The organism is Aureimonas sp. OT7 (genome assembly GCF_014844055.1).
In the GTDB taxonomy this organism is placed as follows: Bacteria; Pseudomonadota; Alphaproteobacteria; order Rhizobiales; family Rhizobiaceae; genus Aureimonas; species Aureimonas altamirensis_A.
On sequence record NZ_CP062167.1, the window covers coordinates 3,474,049 to 3,489,649 of the forward strand.

12 protein-coding genes are annotated in these 15,601 nt (G+C 66.9%); 8 read left to right on the top strand and 4 right to left on the bottom strand.

Annotated features, from left to right (window positions below):
- The first annotated feature begins 5 nt into the window (after nucleotides 1-5).
- The gene (locus IGS74_RS16635) at nucleotides 6-1,199 is read left to right on the top strand and encodes a phosphoglycerate kinase (protein WP_192387572.1); all 1,194 of its coding nucleotides are present in this window, start codon (nucleotides 6-8) and stop codon (nucleotides 1,197-1,199) included.
- Nucleotides 1,200-1,307: 108 nt separating this feature from the next.
- On the top strand, nucleotides 1,308-2,081 hold the full coding sequence (locus IGS74_RS16640) for an SGNH/GDSL hydrolase family protein (RefSeq protein ID WP_192387573.1): 774 nt from the start codon (nucleotides 1,308-1,310) through the stop codon (nucleotides 2,079-2,081).
- Here IGS74_RS16640 and IGS74_RS16645 read toward each other — a convergent pair.
- A complete protein-coding gene (locus IGS74_RS16645; RefSeq protein WP_192387574.1) occupies nucleotides 2,060-3,073 on the bottom strand; it encodes a ligase-associated DNA damage response exonuclease in 1,014 nt (337 codons plus the stop codon). The genes IGS74_RS16640 and IGS74_RS16645 overlap by 22 nt on opposite strands.
- A 95-nt stretch (nucleotides 3,074-3,168) precedes the next feature.
- Between IGS74_RS16645 and IGS74_RS16650 the strand changes: the two genes are divergently transcribed.
- From IGS74_RS16650 to pdeM, 4 genes are all read left to right on the top strand, one after another.
- Complete coding sequence (locus IGS74_RS16650; RefSeq protein WP_246722618.1) at nucleotides 3,169-4,077, top strand: methyltransferase; 909 nt, start codon at nucleotides 3,169-3,171, stop codon at nucleotides 4,075-4,077.
- Between the two features lie 63 nt (nucleotides 4,078-4,140).
- Nucleotides 4,141-4,815 carry a YitT family protein gene (locus tag IGS74_RS16655; protein ID WP_192387575.1) on the top strand — a complete coding sequence of 225 codons (675 nt, stop codon included), beginning with the start codon at nucleotides 4,141-4,143 and terminating at the stop codon, nucleotides 4,813-4,815.
- Nucleotides 4,816-4,851: 36 nt separating this feature from the next.
- Entirely contained in the window at nucleotides 4,852-7,374 is a 2,523-nt protein-coding gene (locus IGS74_RS16660) for a ligase-associated DNA damage response DEXH box helicase (protein WP_192387576.1), read from the top strand.
- A gap of 80 nt (nucleotides 7,375-7,454) precedes the next feature.
- Nucleotides 7,455-8,171: a ligase-associated DNA damage response endonuclease PdeM gene (pdeM, locus tag IGS74_RS16665; RefSeq protein ID WP_192387578.1), complete on the top strand. Its 717-nt coding sequence runs from the start codon at nucleotides 7,455-7,457 to the stop codon at nucleotides 8,169-8,171.
- A 2-nt stretch (nucleotides 8,172-8,173) separates the two neighbouring features.
- On the opposite strand, the gene IGS74_RS16670 is transcribed toward pdeM, so the two are convergent.
- The 3 genes from IGS74_RS16670 to IGS74_RS16680 form a co-directional block, all read right to left on the bottom strand.
- Nucleotides 8,174-8,953 carry a TIGR02186 family protein gene (locus tag IGS74_RS16670; RefSeq protein WP_192387580.1) on the bottom strand — a complete coding sequence of 260 codons (780 nt, stop codon included), beginning with the start codon at nucleotides 8,951-8,953 and terminating at the stop codon, nucleotides 8,174-8,176.
- Nucleotides 8,950-9,879 carry a sulfite exporter TauE/SafE family protein gene (locus tag IGS74_RS16675; RefSeq protein ID WP_192387582.1) on the bottom strand — a complete coding sequence of 310 codons (930 nt, stop codon included), beginning with the start codon at nucleotides 9,877-9,879 and terminating at the stop codon, nucleotides 8,950-8,952. Before IGS74_RS16675 ends, IGS74_RS16670 begins: the two co-directional genes overlap by 4 nt.
- A gap of 95 nt (nucleotides 9,880-9,974) precedes the next feature.
- Nucleotides 9,975-12,377 (bottom strand): tetratricopeptide repeat protein, encoded by a 2,403-nt coding sequence (locus IGS74_RS16680; protein ID WP_192387584.1) that lies wholly within the window; start codon nucleotides 12,375-12,377, stop codon nucleotides 9,975-9,977.
- A gap of 206 nt (nucleotides 12,378-12,583) precedes the next feature.
- Between IGS74_RS16680 and IGS74_RS16685 the strand changes: the two genes are divergently transcribed.
- Both IGS74_RS16685 and IGS74_RS16690 read left to right on the top strand, forming a co-directional pair.
- Complete coding sequence (locus IGS74_RS16685; protein WP_192387586.1) at nucleotides 12,584-14,365, top strand: acyl-CoA dehydrogenase; 1,782 nt, start codon at nucleotides 12,584-12,586, stop codon at nucleotides 14,363-14,365.
- A gap of 13 nt (nucleotides 14,366-14,378) precedes the next feature.
- Nucleotides 14,379-15,587, top strand: a complete 1,209-nt coding sequence (locus IGS74_RS16690; RefSeq protein ID WP_192387588.1) for an acetyl-CoA C-acetyltransferase — start codon at nucleotides 14,379-14,381, stop codon at nucleotides 15,585-15,587.
- Nucleotides 15,588-15,601 lie beyond the last annotated feature (14 nt).

Sequence of the window (15,601 nt, forward strand, 5' to 3'; positions counted from 1 at the left end):
ACCGCATGACCCTTTTCAAGACGCTGGACGACGTCGACCTGGCGGGCAAGCGCGTTCTTGTCCGCGTGGACCTGAACGTGCCCATGCAGGACGGCAGGATCAGCGATACGACGCGCATCGACCGGGTGCTGCCGACCATCCAGGAGATCGCAGGCAAAGGCGGCAAGGTCATTCTGCTTGCGCATTTCGGGCGTCCCAAGGGCAAGGTCGACAAAGCCCAGTCGCTGGAGCCGGTTGCAGGGGCCCTGTCCGACAAGCTTGGCAAGCCCGTGGGCTTCGCCGAAGACTGCGTTGGGCCGATCCCCGAAGGCATCGTCGCCAACATGGCCGATGGCGACGTGCTGCTGCTGGAGAACACGCGCTTCCACCCCGAAGAGGAAAAGAACGACGACGCCTTCGCCGCCAGCCTCGCCAGTCTTGGTGACCTTTATGTCGACGACGCGTTCTCGGCGGCGCATCGCGCCCATGCCTCGACGGAGGGCATCACCCATCATCTCCCCTCCTACGCCGGCCGTGCCATGCAGGCCGAGCTGGACGCGCTGGAAAAGGGCCTCGGCGATCCGGCCCGCCCGGTGGTCGCCATTGTCGGCGGCGCGAAGGTCTCCAGCAAGATCGACCTTCTGTCCAACCTCGTGACCAAGGTGAACTGCCTCGTCATCGGCGGCGGCATGGCCAATACCTTCCTGGCCGCGCTCGGCAAGGATGTCGGCAAATCCCTGTGCGAGCATGACCTCACCGATACCGCCCGCTCCATCCTGAAATCGGCCGAAGGGTCGGGATGCGTGGTGCTATTGCCGGTGGATGCGGTCGTCGCACGCGAGTTCAAGGCCAATGCACCAAGCGAGACCGTATCGGTCGACAGGGTGCCGTCCGATGCCATGATCCTGGATCTCGGGCCGGCCAGCACCGGGCAGATCAAGGAGTGGATCTCCAAAGCCCGCACCCTGGTCTGGAACGGTCCTCTCGGCGCCTTCGAGATCACCCCGTTCGACGCAGCCACCGTCGCGGCGGCCAGGCACGCGGCCGAGCGGACACGCAACGCGCACCTGGTTTCCGTCGCGGGCGGCGGCGATACGGTTTCGGCCCTCAACCATGCGGGCGTCGTGGACGAGTTCACCTATGTTTCCACGGCAGGCGGCGCCTTCCTCGAATGGATGGAAGGCAAGCCCCTGCCCGGGGTCGACGCCCTCAAAGCCTGATGGCGCCTGACGGAAGTTTCATGCACCCGTCATGCAAATGAAGCCTATACTGTCGGGGTCGGCCTTGCCGGCCCCGTTTTCGTGCCGCTCGATACAAGGAAGTCACTGATGTGGAAAGCCTTTCTGACGTGGCTGATGTTTCCGGTCTATGTCTGGCAAGGCGCCCGGATCCGCCGGCGCATCGAAAGGCTGCGTCCGCCGGAGGGGCCGTTGGCGGGCTATTTCGGGCCGCATGCCGAAAGCCCGCATATAAGGCTGCTGGTGCTTGGCGACTCATCCGCCGCGGGCGTCGGCGTCGACCGCATGGAAGACAGTCTGGCCGTGCGGCTGGCCGAGCGCCTCCATGCCGTGTCGGGCCTGACGGTCGCCTGGCGTGCGATCGGTTCCAACGGCGCGGTATCGGCGGAGCTGCGCGACTATGTCGTGCCCAACATCGCCCGCGAGGCCTTCACCCACATCGTGCTGATGGTCGGCACCAACGACGTCAAGAATTTTCATGGCCTGCGACGCTTCAAGAAGGGTTTCGGCGGCCTCCTCTACGCGTTGCGGGCCCGCTGGCCGCAGGCGCGGATCGTGTGGTCTCCACCGGTGGACATGCGCCGCGTGCCCGCCCTTCCACGCGGCATCGGCGCCGTCTTGGAAATGCGGGCGGACATGTTCCGTCGGCTGGGTACCCGCCTGTGCCACGAGCGCGGGGCAATCCCGTCCATCACCCTGCCCCGCGTCGAGCCGGCGGGGTTCTCGCGCGATGGGTTCCACGCCTCGGCGGAGGGGTCGGCATACTATGCCGGCCATCTCGTCTCCTATGTGATCGGGGATCACGCCACCATCAATCTCGCGACCACCGGGTCGGCCGGCTCTCAGTCACCTTCATCCTCGTAGCCGACGAGGTGAAGCGGGCGGGCCCGCATCCCCTGCAACTCGCACCAGCGCACCAGGGCTTCCTCGCGGCCATGGGTGACCCATGTTTCATCCGGCTTCAACTCTGACAAGGTGTCGGTCAGCTCGTCCCAGTCGCAATGGTCGGAGATGACCAGCGGCAGCTCCACACCGCGCTGGCGGGCCCGCTGGCGCACCTGCATCCAGCCGCTGGCGAAACAGGCGACCGGATCGGGAAAGCGCCGCGCCCATCGGTCGGCAAAAGCCGAGGGCGGGCCCACCACGATGGCGCCGGCGAATTCGCCCTTCTGCCCCTTGCCGAGCGTGGCCGGCAAGAGCGGACCGAGGTCAATTCCCTCCTGCGCATAATACTCGCATAGCCGCACGAGCGCCCCGTGGATGTAGATGGGGGCGTCGTACCCTTCGTCGCGGATCATGCGGATCACGCGTTGCGCCTTGCCGAGGGCATAGGCACCGACGACGTGCGCGCGCTCCGGAAATTGCCGCAGGGACTCCAGAAGCCTGCCGATCTCGTGCCGGCCGGAAGGATGGCGGAACACCGGCAGGCCGAAGGTCGCCTCGGTGATGAAGACGTCGCATGGTACCGGCTCGAAGGGTTCGGACGTCGCATCCGCCGTTCGTTTGTAATCACCGGAGGCGACGATGCGGGTGCCCTTGTGCTCCACGGCGATCTGGGCAGAGCCGAGGACATGTCCGGCCGGGTGGAAGGTCACGGTGACGTCGCCGATGGTGATCGGCGTTCCCCAGTCGGCGACCTGTCGCTGGCCGGCAAAATCGGCGCCGTAGCGCAGCGCCATGATGTCCAGCGTCCGGCGGGTGGCCAGCACGGCCCCATTGCCCGGTCGCGCGTGGTCGGCATGACCGTGCGTGACCAGCGCACGGGCAACCGGACGCACCGGATCGATATGGAAATCGCCGGGTGGGCAATACAGGCCCTCCTCCGTCGGCCTCAGCAGGGTCTCGTAGGCCGCCATGCATACTCCCGGTTCGTATCCGACCATTTGAAATTGCTTGCGCCGGACAGCGCGCGCACGCCATATGCATCACGTCAATTCTTTCGACAGAGCCCGTGTTCCAACACCGTCATCGCTCCGGCGACGCGCGCGCCGACCGCCGTGCCGAATATGCAGAACATTATGCGCAGGCGGGCGATGTCCACACTGCGATGGAGTTGATGCGCCAGGCGCTCGAGTTGACCCCCCGCTGGCCGCTGGGCCGGCTGCGCCTCGGCGAATATCTGGAGATCGCCGGGCAGCACGATGCGGCCGCCGACATCTACCGGGAACTCCTCTCCGATGGCGGGGAAGATGTCTACGGCGCCGGGCTGAAGCTCGCCGCGCTGGGCCAGGCGCCCGTTCCGGACAGCCCGCCCCCGGCCTTCGTCGCCAGCCTCTTCGACCAGTATGCCGACCGTTTCGAGACGGCGCTGGTGGACCGGCTGTCCTACAGCGTTCCCGAGGCGATCGTGGCGATGCTGGCCGGTGCGGACCCCCTCGGCGCAGTCCTGGACCTCGGTTGCGGAACCGGCCTCATGGGGGAGCGGATCGGTGCCCGGGCCAGCCGCCTGGACGGCCTCGACCTGTCCGATCGGATGCTGTCGCATGCGCGGCAGAAGCACATCTACGACCTGCTCTGCCAGGCCGATCTCTGCGACCCGCCGGCCGAAATCCGCGCCCGGCGCTACGATCTCATCACGGCTGCCGACGTTCTCATCTACATCGGCGACCTTGCTCCGGCTTTTCGCCTGGTGCGCTCGCTGATGACGGCGGGCGGCCGCTTCGCCTTCTCCGTGGAGGCGGGAGCCGAGGGCACCGGCTACAGCCTGTGGCCAACGCTGCGCTACTCCCATGCGCCCGACTATATCGAGGCGGAATTGACCCTGGCGGGCATGCGGGTGGTGGAAACATGCCGGACCGTCCTTCGCCAGGACAGGGGAGCCGACGTTCACGGCATCCTGTATTTGTGCGGTTGCGCCTGACGGCCATATTGAACAAATGTGCATTGCGTTATAGCCTGTTCGCACGTGCGAAAGAGGTGGAGCATGGCGACGCTGGATACCGATCGTCCGCCTGTCGTTCAGGAAGCGCAGCGGGCCCACCGCTTCGGCAACTGGAGCCCGACGCCCACCCGCCACACGATATGGGAAGATGCATTCGGCATCCTGGCGGGGACCGTACTGACCGCGCTCGGCCTGTCGATGCTGGGGGCACTCGGCTTCCTGACGGGTGGCACGGCAGGACTGGCCTTCGTCATCCATTATGCCGGCGGCTGGAATTACGGGCTCGTCTTCTTTCTCGTCAATCTTCCCTTTTACGCACTCGCCGTCGGCCGCATGGGCCGCGCCTTCACCATCAAGACGGCCTTCGGCGTGGCGCTTCTGTCGCTCATGACGGCCGTGGCGCCGTCCTATCTGCGGTTCGACCATATCCAGCCGCTGCTGGGCGCCTGCCTCGGCGGCCTTCTGGTCGGGTTCGGGCTTCTGGCGCTGTTCCGCCATCGGGCCAGCGCGGGCGGCGTCGGCATTCTTGCCGTCTATCTCCAGGACAGGTTCGGCTGGCGCGCCGGCGTGACGCAGATGGCAACCGACCTTCTGGTCCTTGCCACGTCCTTTGCCGTCATATCGCCCCGGGCCATCGCCTACTCGGTTCTCGGCGCCATCGTGCTGAACGCCTTTCTGGCGATCAACCACCGGACCGATCGATACCTCGCCACCTGACTTGGCGGCATCGCTGCCCGATCCTATGTTGAGGCGGTGACGATACACCCCGCCAACGACGCCGGCCTGCGCCTGCCCGAAACAGTCCGCGCATGGTTTGCCGGCAAGGGCTGGACACCGCGTCCCCATCAGCTGGACCTTCTCGGCCTGGCCGAGAATGGGCGATCCGTGCTGCTGATCGCGCCAACCGGGGCCGGCAAGACGCTGGCCGGCTTCCTACCGTCGCTGGTGGACCTGTCGCGCCGCACGCCGCGCAAGCCGGGCACCCGCGCACCCGGCATCCACACGCTCTACATCTCGCCACTCAAGGCGCTCGCCACGGACATCCAGCGCAATCTTGCCGCCCCGGTGGAAGAGATGGGCCTCAGGATCGAGATCGAGACGCGCACCGGCGATACCAGCCAGCACCGTCGCCAGCGCCAGAAGCTGCGTCCGCCGGACATCCTCCTCACGACGCCCGAGCAATTGGCGCTGCTGATCGCATCCAAGGACGCGGAAGCTTTCTTTTCCGATCTGAAGACGGTGATCTTCGACGAGTTGCACTCGCTGGTTACGTCCAAGCGCGGCCATCTCCTTTCGCTGGGCCTTGCGCGGCTGCGCAAGCTGCGTCCCGACCTGCAGACGATCGGTCTTTCGGCCACCGTTTCCGAACCGGGGGAACTGCAACGCTGGCTCGTCGGCCAGCGGCCCGGCAGCGAAGCGCCCATGGCCGATCTCATCACCGTTGCGGGCGGCGCGCGGCCGCAGATCACGATCCTGCAGTCCGAGACGCGCATTCCCTGGCAGGGGCATCGGGCGCGCTACGCCATTCCGGAAATCTATGAGGCCGTCCGGCGGCACAGGACGACGCTGCTCTTCGTCAATACGCGCAGCCAGGCCGAGCTCCTGTTCCAGGATCTCTGGCGCATCAACGAGGAGACATTGCCGATCGCGCTGCATCACGGCTCGCTGGACGTGCAGCAGCGCCGCAAGGTGGAAAGCGCCATGGCGGCCAACCAGTTGCGCGCCGTCGTCGCCACATCGACGCTGGATCTCGGCATCGACTGGGGCGATGTCGACCTCGTCATCCATGTCGGCGCGCCCAAGGGCGCCAGCCGGCTTGCCCAGCGCATCGGCCGCGCCAACCACCGCATGGACGAGCCGTCGCGCGCCATCCTGGTGCCGGCCAACCGGTTCGAGGTCATGGAGTGCCAGGCGGCGCTGGATGCCAACTATCTGGGGGATCAGGACACCCCGCCCCTGCGAAGCGGGGCGCTGGACGTGCTGGCGCAGCATGTTCTGGGCATGGCCGTTGCGGCGCCGTTTCATGCGGACGATCTGTTCGACGAGGTCCGCAGCGCAGCTCCCTATGCGGCACTTGACCGGGAGACATTCGACCGTGTCGTGGATTTCGTGGCCACCGGCGGCTATGCGCTGAAGGTGTACGACCGCTATGCGCGCATTCGCCAGACGGAGGACGGCACCTGGCGCATCACGCATCCGCGCGTCGCCCAGGATTACCGCCTGAACGCGGGCACAATCATCGAGGCCAACAACCTGAAAGTGCGCGTCATCAGGCGCCGTACGCGCGCCGCCATCGCGCGCGGCGGGCCGGTGCTGGGCCAGATCGAGGAAAACTTCCTGGAGACGCTGTCGCCCGGCGACACGTTTCTGTTTGCCGGCACGGTGCTGCGCTTCGAGGGTATCCACGAAATGGAGTGCCTCGTCACCCGGGCGCCCGATGGCGAGGAAGCCAAGATTCCCTACTATGGCGGCTCCAAATTTCCGCTCACCACCTTCCTGGCCGCCCGGGTGCGCGAGATGCTGGCTGATCCCGCCCGCTGGCGCGCCTTGCCGGAACAGGTGTCCTCCTGGCTGGAAATCCAGAAGACCAAGTCCCTCATACCCGGCCCGGACGACCTTCTGATCGAGACGTTTCCCAACGGCAACCGCTTCTATCTCGTCGCCTATCCGTTCGAGGGGCGCCTCGCCCACCAGACTCTCGGCATGCTCCTGACACGGCGCCTCGAACGCGCACGCGCCAAACCGCTGGGCTTCGTCGCGACCGATTATTCGCTGTCGATCTGGGGCGCCGCCGACATGGGCCGGATGATCCGTGGCGGCCTGCTGGATCTGGCCGACCTCTTCGACGAGGACATGCTGGGCGACGACCTCGAGGACTGGATGGCCGATTCCTGGCTGCTCAAGCGCACTTTCCGCCAATGCGCCGAAATTTCCGGGCTCATCCACCGGCGGCAATCCGGCGCCGAGAAGACGGGGCGGCAGGTTACCGTTTCGGCTGACCTCATCTACGATGTCCTGCGCGGCCACGAGCCGGACCATATCCTGTTGCGCGCCACCTGGGAGGACGCGGCGACGGGCCTTCTCGACGTGCGTCGCGTCTCCGACCTCCTTGGCCGTATCCGCCACCATATCGTGCATCGCGACCTCGACCAGATATCGCCGCTGGCCGTCCCGATCATGCTGGAGATCGGCCGCGAGCGCATCGAGGGCGAAGCGCGGGACGAGGTCCTTCGCGAAGTCATGGAGGCCGAGCTGGTGGCGCAGGCGCTCGGGTGACGCGCGCCTGCCCTCACTTGAGCCGCAAATCCGGTATGGTTAACGCAACGACCGCGAATCACCATGCACGAGCCTTGTCGATGAACATGATCCAGCGCCGCTTCCGACTGGCGGAGCAACCGGGCACCGAGGCAGAGGTGAATGGCGAGCGCCTCGTCTGCGACCCGACGGGCGCGCTTTACGTGCCGGCGCACCGGCTCCTGGTGGTGTCCGACCTGCACCTTGAAAAAGGCGCCGCCTTCGCGCGGCGCGGCATGATGCTGCCGCCCTACGACACGGCGGCGACGCTTGCCCTGCTGGCCGGCGTGATCGCCCGGTACGAGCCGTCGCATGTCGTTTCGCTGGGCGACAGTTTCCACGATACGCACGGCGCGGCATACATGCCGGCGCCGTTCCGGCAGCAGCTTCTGGCCTTGATGTCCGGGCGCGACTGGACCTGGATCACCGGCAATCACGACCCGGAGCCGCCGGCTTCGGTTGGTGGCCGGACGCTGGGGGTTGCCCATGTGGCGGGACTGCATTTCCGCCACGAGCCGGGCATCGCGGCCGGTGCGGGCGAGATCGCGGGGCATCTGCATCCGGTGGCCAAGGTGGCGTCCCGCGGACGCACGGTGCGCTCGGCCTGCTTCGCCACCGATGGACGACGCTTGATCATGCCATCCTTCGGTGTGACGACGGGCGGGATGAACGTCCTGGGACATGCCTTTGCCGGCATGTTCGCGCCGGAGCTCGGCCGCGCCTACGTGGTCGGGCTGTCCGGTATCTTTCCGATTTCCTTCGCCGCGCTCTGTCGCTGAGGTCAGTCCCGCTTGAAGAGGACGCGGCCGAACCAGCCGGTCGCAACGGCAAGCGCCACGGCCAGCAGGCCATAGAGCGCGCCGTAATTGGCGGCGAAGGTCGACACCTCGTTTTCAAGGCCCGTCTTTCGCACCCACAGCTCTTCGCTTCGCTCGCGGATGAACTGCCCTTCGCGGAACAGGTAGGCGCGCACCAGATGCCGTCCCACCGGCAGGTCCGGCGGCAACACCAGCGTTGCCCGGAAAAGCGTCTGGCTGACGAATTCGATGGTGCCGAACGAAACGGAGTAAAGCCGGCTCTGCTCCTTGAGGCGCAGCATGGCGTTGGCGTAGTCGTCGGCTTCGGCCGTCGTGTCGTCGGTGCTGCGTTGGGCACGCAGCACTTCGTTGCGCGGCCCGATGTTCAGCTGTTGCAGTACGCTGGCGGCTGCCGTGTCACGCAGGGGCCGGCTGGACGACAGCGCGTAGGATTGCGGCAGATTGTCGAACCGCTCGGACCCGCGGTTGATCCAGATGCCGAAGACACGGTCGCGCTGGCGCACCACGACGTTGCGCCTCGGCCCTTCCAGCACGACCACGATGTCGTAGCGGCCCTGCCGCAATACCCGCGTGTCGGCATTGTCGAGCGCCCCGAAGACCACGAGCCGCGATCCCCCGAAATTGGTGCCCACGGTGATCGTGTCCGTCGACAGGCCGATCTCGAACCCCTCGGTCGGGGTTTGCGCGGCGGCGGGCGCGGCAGCCGCCAGAAGCAGGGCCAGTGCGGCGAGGATCGCCCTCATTCCCGCACCCCGCTGGGCAGGCTGATGGAATACAGCTCGGCGGGGGTCACGACCAGTTCCACCAGGAGGCGGCCGGCCACGGCGATGACGAGCAGCGCCAGGAGCGCACGCAACTGGTCGCCGCGCAGCTTGCGGCCCGCCTCGACACCGAACTGGGCGCCGACAACGCCGCCGACCATCAGCAGGAAGCCGAGCATGATATCGATCGTCTGGTTTGATGCGGCCTGCAGGACGGTCGTCACCGCGGCGGTGAACATGATCTGCATGAGCGACGTGCCGACGACCACGCTGGTTGGCACGCGCAGAAGGTAGATCATCGCTGGTACCATGATGAAGCCGCCGCCGACGCCCATGATGGCGGCCAGCACGCCGATCACGAAGCCGATGCCTAGAACCGGAATGATGGAGACGTAGAGCTTGGAGCGCTTGAACCGCATCTTCAGCGGCATTTTCTGCACCCAGTTGTGGTGCGAGGCGTGCCGAATTTCCCCCGAACCGCCCTTGTGGACACGCAGCATCGCCTGCACGCTTTCCACCAGCATCAGGCCGCCCACCGTACCCAGCATGACGACGTAGAGCAGCGATACGGCAAGATCGAGCTGGCCGAGGCGTCGGAGCAGCGTGAACAGCCAGACGCCGACGACCGAGCCGGCCGCACCGCCGATCAAAAGCATCAGGCCCAGCTTGATATCGACCGTGCCGCGCTTGTAGTGCGCCAATGCCCCCGAAAAGGACGAGGCGATGACCTGGTTGGCGCCGGTGGCCACGGCGATCGCGGGAGGGATGTTGTAGAAGATCAGGAGCGGCGTGATCAGGAAGCCGCCGCCCACGCCGAACAGGCCGGACAGAAAGCCCACGGCTGCCCCCATGCCGATCAGAATGAAGGCATTGACCGAGATTTCAGCAATGGGCAGGTAAAGATTCAAGACCGGCCCCCAAGCGCCCCTACCTTCGATCCCTGGAGATGCGTCCACCGTCTGGCAGGGCGCCGCTCCGCACTAAGCCGACCCTGAGGGTCGTGTCAAACACGAGATCCGGAATACCGCTCTTCGTTGGCGGCACGGGTCGGCGTCGCGGGCCGCCAGCGCGCCACTTCCGCATCGATGGCCGCGCGCTGCGCCGCATCGAGTTCGGCCCCGACCTCGTCTCGGTTGCGCTGCGCCGTCGCGTCGCCGCCGCGCGCAGCGATGGAAAACCAGCGATAGGCCTGCGCCGGGTCGCGCGGCAGCCCGGCCCCGCGTGCGTACAGGACGGCAAGGTTGAACTGGCTGTCGGCCATGCCCCGATCGGCCGCCATACGGAACCAGTCCGCCGCCGCGCTCCTGTCGGAGGGGCCGGCAAGGCCGGATATATCGATGACCGCCAGATTGTGCATGGCGCGGACATTGCCGGCGCGCGCGGCGACGAGATACCAGTCGCGCGCGAGGGAAAGATCCTTGCTCACGCCGACGCCACGCTCATACAGGCTGCCCAGGCGATACTGCGCCGGTGCGTATCCGCGCCGCGCCGCCTGGCCCAGCCACGACAGGCCCTCCGCCGTAGCCCCACGGTCGATGGCGGCGGCCCCGATGGCAGCCATGGCCGCGGCATCGCCACCGATCGCAGCGCGGGAAAGGGTCGTGTCACCGGCCGGCGGAACCGGCAAGGCCCCCGCCGCCGCTGGCGGAAGATGCGATACCAGACGTCCTATCAGGTCGCCGCTCGTCACGTCGTCGATGGTCTGGCCCGCTGCGAGCGGGCGGGGGATGGAGGCCGTCGTTTCCTGCGTTACAGCCGGGGTCCGCGCGGAACCGTTGTCGGCAATCTCGGCCGGACGCTCGGACTGGCTCGTCTGCAGGCGCGAGATCGGCAGTGCCGTCAGCGCCAGCATGATGGCCCCGGCTGCCATCACCATGGGCTTGCGATACGTGCGATTGCGGCCGGACGGACTTTCGCCCATGCCGTTGCCGGCCCCATTGCCGGCATGCAGGGCTTCGGCTTCCGCCGCGGCCGCCGCGGCGGCGCGCCGTGCCGCCGCAATGAAATCCGCCCGGGTGGAGGGGCCAAGGCCGGCGGCGCGCTCGTGGCGGCGGACCCGCTCCAGGATGCTGCCGAAGTCGGAAACGTCACGCCCGTAGCGTGTCGCGCCATCCGGATCGGCCGTGGCCGCGCCCCCGCCATCCTGCGCTTGCGGCGCCCCGTCGGCGCGCCGACGCTTCAAATGCCGGTCGAGGGTCGCCCGCAGGCTGTCTTCCTGACCGTCTTCGGCCGGTTGCCATGTGGCGAACTCGGCGTCGAAAACGGTGCCTCCGGCGTTTTCCCCGGCCTGCCCGGTTTCCGTTTCCAGATCCGCCAGCCGGTCGGCGATATTCCTGAGAATCGAAAGAAGCTGGGCCTCGGTTTCCGCCGCCCGCTCGTCGGAGCCCTGCCACAGGGCCTCCAACCGCTTCAACTCCTGGGTAAAGGCTTCCGCGTGGCGCAGCGAGCGCTCTTCCTCGGCTTCTTCCAGGCGCTCCATGAAGGCGTCGAGCTGCCCGGACAAAGCGTCCAGGCGCTTCTCGATCCGGTCGCTGCCTTGCTCCGGCCTGTCCAGCACAAGGATCGCGCCGGAAATCTCGTCGAGCCTTTCCTCCAGCGCCGAAAGATCGACGCTGACCGAGACAGCGTCCAGCGCAATGGGGCCGGACGGCGCCGCAAGCGCCTTGAGCCGATCCTCGATGCGCTCGATCCCGAGGGTCTCCGGCAGCCGCGCCAGGAGCGTCTCGATGCTCGACAGCCGTTCGCCCAAGGCGGCGACACCGGCGTCGAAGGCACCGCGGTCCACTGCGGCGGCGCTTGTTTCCAAAAGCGCGTCGAGCCGGCCGGTGACCGACCCCATGTGCCGGGTCAGGTCTTCCTGCGTGGCCAGCCCGGAAACGACCGTCCGCATGCGGTTGAGATCGCTATTGAGTTCGGAGAGGGCCTCATTGGTCGCGCCGCGCTCCTCAAGCGTGGCCATGCGCGTCAGCATGGCGGCAAGCCCGTCGGCGATCAGCTCGGAACTGTCGCGCGCGGCAAGCGAGGCTTCGAGCGTGGCGAAGGCATGCCCCATCGTCGCCTGTCCGGCCTTTGTTCCGGCGGCGATTTCCTTGCGCATCTCGCCTCTCAATGCCCGCATTTCCTGCACGAGTTCGTCGATCGCCTCGCTCGATCGGGCTCGCGCCGATGGAGCCGAGGCCGCATATTCCGCGCTTCGGTCCACGATGCGGCGCAGCCTCTCTGCCGGGGTAGCGCCGGCGCCGACCGGTGCCGGTGCCGGTGCGCGGCTGTCTGCCTGCTTTTGCGTGGACAGACGCGCAAGGCGGCGCTCCAGCTCTTCCAGGGTCCGGGTCAGCGTCGCCACGCTGGGCGCGCCCGGCGGATCGCCGGTGCCTCGTGCCGCCTTCGCCTTGTCGGCTACGCCCATTTCCGTCCCCTCGAACGCTCGGCACAGGCGCAAAGGCCCGCCTTGCGGCGTCTCGTCAATCCCACCGGCATCTTCACGGGTAATGGTTAATTGCGCGCTAATGTATGGGAAAGAGCAGCGCCTCACGCGGAATTTTGCGCCCTGTCCGCTTTACAGGCGACCGCATTTACGTTTACGAAAACGTCAATCGAAGGGAAGGTTTTTCGATGACGCTCTACAAGGCTCCCATTGCCGATACGCTGTTCGTTCTGCGCGAAATCGTCGGGCTCGACGCCCACAACAACCGCCCGGGCTTCGAGGATGCCACGCCCGACACGGTCGCCGCGATCCTGGACGAAGCCGGGCGCTTCGCCGAAGAGGTGTTCCATCCGCTCAACCAGTCGGGCGACCGGCAGGGTTGCACCCGTGCCGCGGATGGCTCCGTCACCACCCCTTCCGGCTTCCGCGAAGCCTACAGGCAGTTCCGGGACGCCGGCTGGGGCGGCCTTTCGGCCGATACCGCCTATGGCGGTCAGGGGCTTCCGCATGTGCTGGCGGCGGCCGTCAACGAATATCTGTCTTCGGCCAACATGGCCTTCGCCATGTATCCGGGCCTGACGCGTGGCGCCATCGCCGCCATCGAGGCGCATGGCACATCGGAACAGAAGGCCGCCTACCTGCCCGAGATGATCGACGGCCGGTGGACCGGCACGATGAACCTGACGGAGCCGCATTGCGGCACCGACCTCGGCCTGCTGCGCACCCGGGCGAGGCCGCAGGATGACGGCTCCTACGCCATCTCCGGCCAGAAGATCTTCATTTCGGCGGGCGAGCACGATCTTTCCGACAACATCATCCATCTGGTACTGGCCCGAATCGACGGCGCGCCGGAGGGGGTGAAGGGCATTTCGCTCTTCATCGTGCCGAAGTTCCTGGGCGATGGCACCCGCAACGGCGTGTCGTGCGGCGCCATCGAAGAGAAGATGGGCATCCACGGCAACGCCACCTGCGTCATGAACTACGACGATGCCAGGGGCTGGCTCCTGGGCGAAGCGCACAAGGGCCTGCGGGCCATGTTCACCATGATGAACGAGGCGCGTCTGGGCGTCGGCGTACAGGGACTGGCCATCGGCGAGATCGCCTACCAGAACGCCGCAGACTATGCGCGGCAACGCCTGCAGGGCCGCAGCCCTGACGGCAAGGCGGAACCGGGCAAGCCCGCCGATCCGATCATCGTGCATCCCGATATCCGCCGCATGCTGATGACGATGCGCGCCATCAACGAGGCCGGGCGCGCGCTGGTCCTGCATTCGGCGCTGAAGGGCGATATAGCCCATCGCTCCAGCGATGCGGCGGAAGCCGCCGAGGCGGACGAGTGGCTGAGCCTGGTGACGCCCGTGATCAAGGGGGTCCTGACCGACAAGGGCTTCGAAAGCGCGGTGATGGCGCAGCAGGTGTTTGGCGGGCATGGCTATATTGCCGAATGGGGCATGGAACAGTTCGTGCGCGATGCGCGCATCGCGCAGATCTACGAGGGCGCAAACGGCATCCAGGCACTCGACCTCGTCGGGCGCAAGCTGGCGTTGAACGGCGGCAAGGCGATCATGTCCTTCTTCGGCGAGGTCGGCCGCTTTTGCGAGGGAAACCGGGTAGACCCGGCTATGGCGCGCTACACCAAAGGGCTCAAGAAGGGTCTGGACGACCTGCAGCAGGCCACCGGCTGGCTGATGCAGAACGGCCCGGCCCGCCCCGACAATGGCGGCGCCGCCGCAACGGACTATATGCACCTTTTCGGCCTGGTGGCCCTCGGCTACATGTCCGCCCGGATGGCGCTGGCGGCGCACCGGCGGCTCGCGGCGCAAGACGCGGAGGACGAAGCCTTCCTGAAGGCCAAGCTGGTAACGGCGGCTTTCTTCATGGACAGGCTGATGCCCGAGACGGCGGCGCACCTTGCGCGCATCGCCTCCGGCGCGGACAGCCTCATGGCGCTTGGCGCCGACGAATTCTGATGGGAGCGCAGAAATGAGCGAAGCATTCATCTACGATCACGTCCGCACACCGCGCGGACGCGGCAAGAAGGACGGGTCCCTGCACGAAGTGCCGGCCGTGCGACTGGGCGCGCGCGTCCTGGAATCCCTGCGCGACCGCAATGGCCTGGATACGGGAAAAGTCGACGACATCATCTTCGGCTGCGTCGACCCCGTCGGTGAAGCCGGCTCCGTCATCCCCAAGGCTGCCGCTTTCGAGGCCGGCTACGATTATTCGGCCCCGGGCATGCAGATCTCCCGCTTCTGCGCCTCCGGCCTCGACGCCGTCAATCTTGCCGCCGCGAAGGTGGCGCAGGGCGCGGACGATATCGTCATCGCCGGCGGGGTGGAGAGCATGTCGCGTGTCGGGATGGGGATGTCGGGCGGCTCCTGGTTCATGGACCCGTCGGTGGGCATTCCCGCCTATTTCATGCCACAGGGTATTTCGGCGGATCTGATCGCCACCAAATACGGTTTCACGCGAACCGACGTGGACGCCTACGCCGTGGAAAGCCAGAAGCGCGCCGCGACCGCCTGGCAGGAAGGCCGCTTCGCGCGGTCCGTCGTGCCCGTCCGCGACCAGAACGGCCTGACGATCCTGGACCGCGACGAACATATGCGTCCGGGCACCGACATGCAGGCGCTGGGTGGCCTCAACGCCTCCTTCGAGATGGTCGCGCAGATGGGCGGCTACGATGCCGTCGCCATCCAGGCCCATCCGGAGATCGAGTCCGTCACGCATGTCCACCACGCCGGCAATTCTTCGGGCATCGTCGATGGCGCGGCGGGCGTATTGATCGGCTCCGCCCGCGGCGGCGAGACGCTGGGCCTCAAGCCTCGCGCCCGTATCCGGGCCTTCGCCAATATTGGCTCCGATCCGGCCCTGATGCTGACCGGCCCCGTCGACGTTACCCAGAAGCTGCTCGACCGCACCGGCATGAAGCTCTCCGACATCGACCTCTTCGAGCTCAACGAAGCCTTCGCCGCGGTGGTGCTGCGCTACATGCAGGCGTTCGACATCGATCCGGCCGTCATGAACGTCAATGGCGGCGCCATCGCCATGGGCCACCCGCTCGGCGCGACGGGCGCCATGATCCTGGGCACCGTGCTGGACGAGTTGGAGCGGCAGGACAAGCAGACCGCGCTCGTCACCCTGTGCATCGGCGCGGGCATGGGCACGGCAACCATCATCGAGCGCGTGTAAGGGGAGGAAAAGAC

Bases quoted from the DNA above. Each gene is read 5' to 3' on its own strand.
- IGS74_RS16635 (WP_192387572.1), top strand. From the start codon at position 6: ATGACCCTTTTCAAGACGCTGGACGACGTCGACCTGGCGGGCAAGCGC.
- IGS74_RS16640 (WP_192387573.1), top strand. From the start codon at position 1,308: ATGTGGAAAGCCTTTCTGACGTGGCTGATGTTTCCGGTCTATGTCTGG.
- IGS74_RS16645 (WP_192387574.1), bottom strand. From the start codon at position 3,073: ATGGCGGCCTACGAGACCCTGCTGAGGCCGACGGAGGAGGGCCTGTAT.
- IGS74_RS16655 (WP_192387575.1), top strand. From the start codon at position 4,141: ATGGCGACGCTGGATACCGATCGTCCGCCTGTCGTTCAGGAAGCGCAG.
- pdeM (WP_192387578.1), top strand. From the start codon at position 7,455: ATGAACATGATCCAGCGCCGCTTCCGACTGGCGGAGCAACCGGGCACC.
- IGS74_RS16670 (WP_192387580.1), bottom strand. From the start codon at position 8,953: ATGAGGGCGATCCTCGCCGCACTGGCCCTGCTTCTGGCGGCTGCCGCG.
- IGS74_RS16680 (WP_192387584.1), bottom strand. From the start codon at position 12,377: ATGGGCGTAGCCGACAAGGCGAAGGCGGCACGAGGCACCGGCGATCCG.
- IGS74_RS16685 (WP_192387586.1), top strand. From the start codon at position 12,584: ATGACGCTCTACAAGGCTCCCATTGCCGATACGCTGTTCGTTCTGCGC.
- IGS74_RS16690 (WP_192387588.1), top strand. From the start codon at position 14,379: ATGAGCGAAGCATTCATCTACGATCACGTCCGCACACCGCGCGGACGC.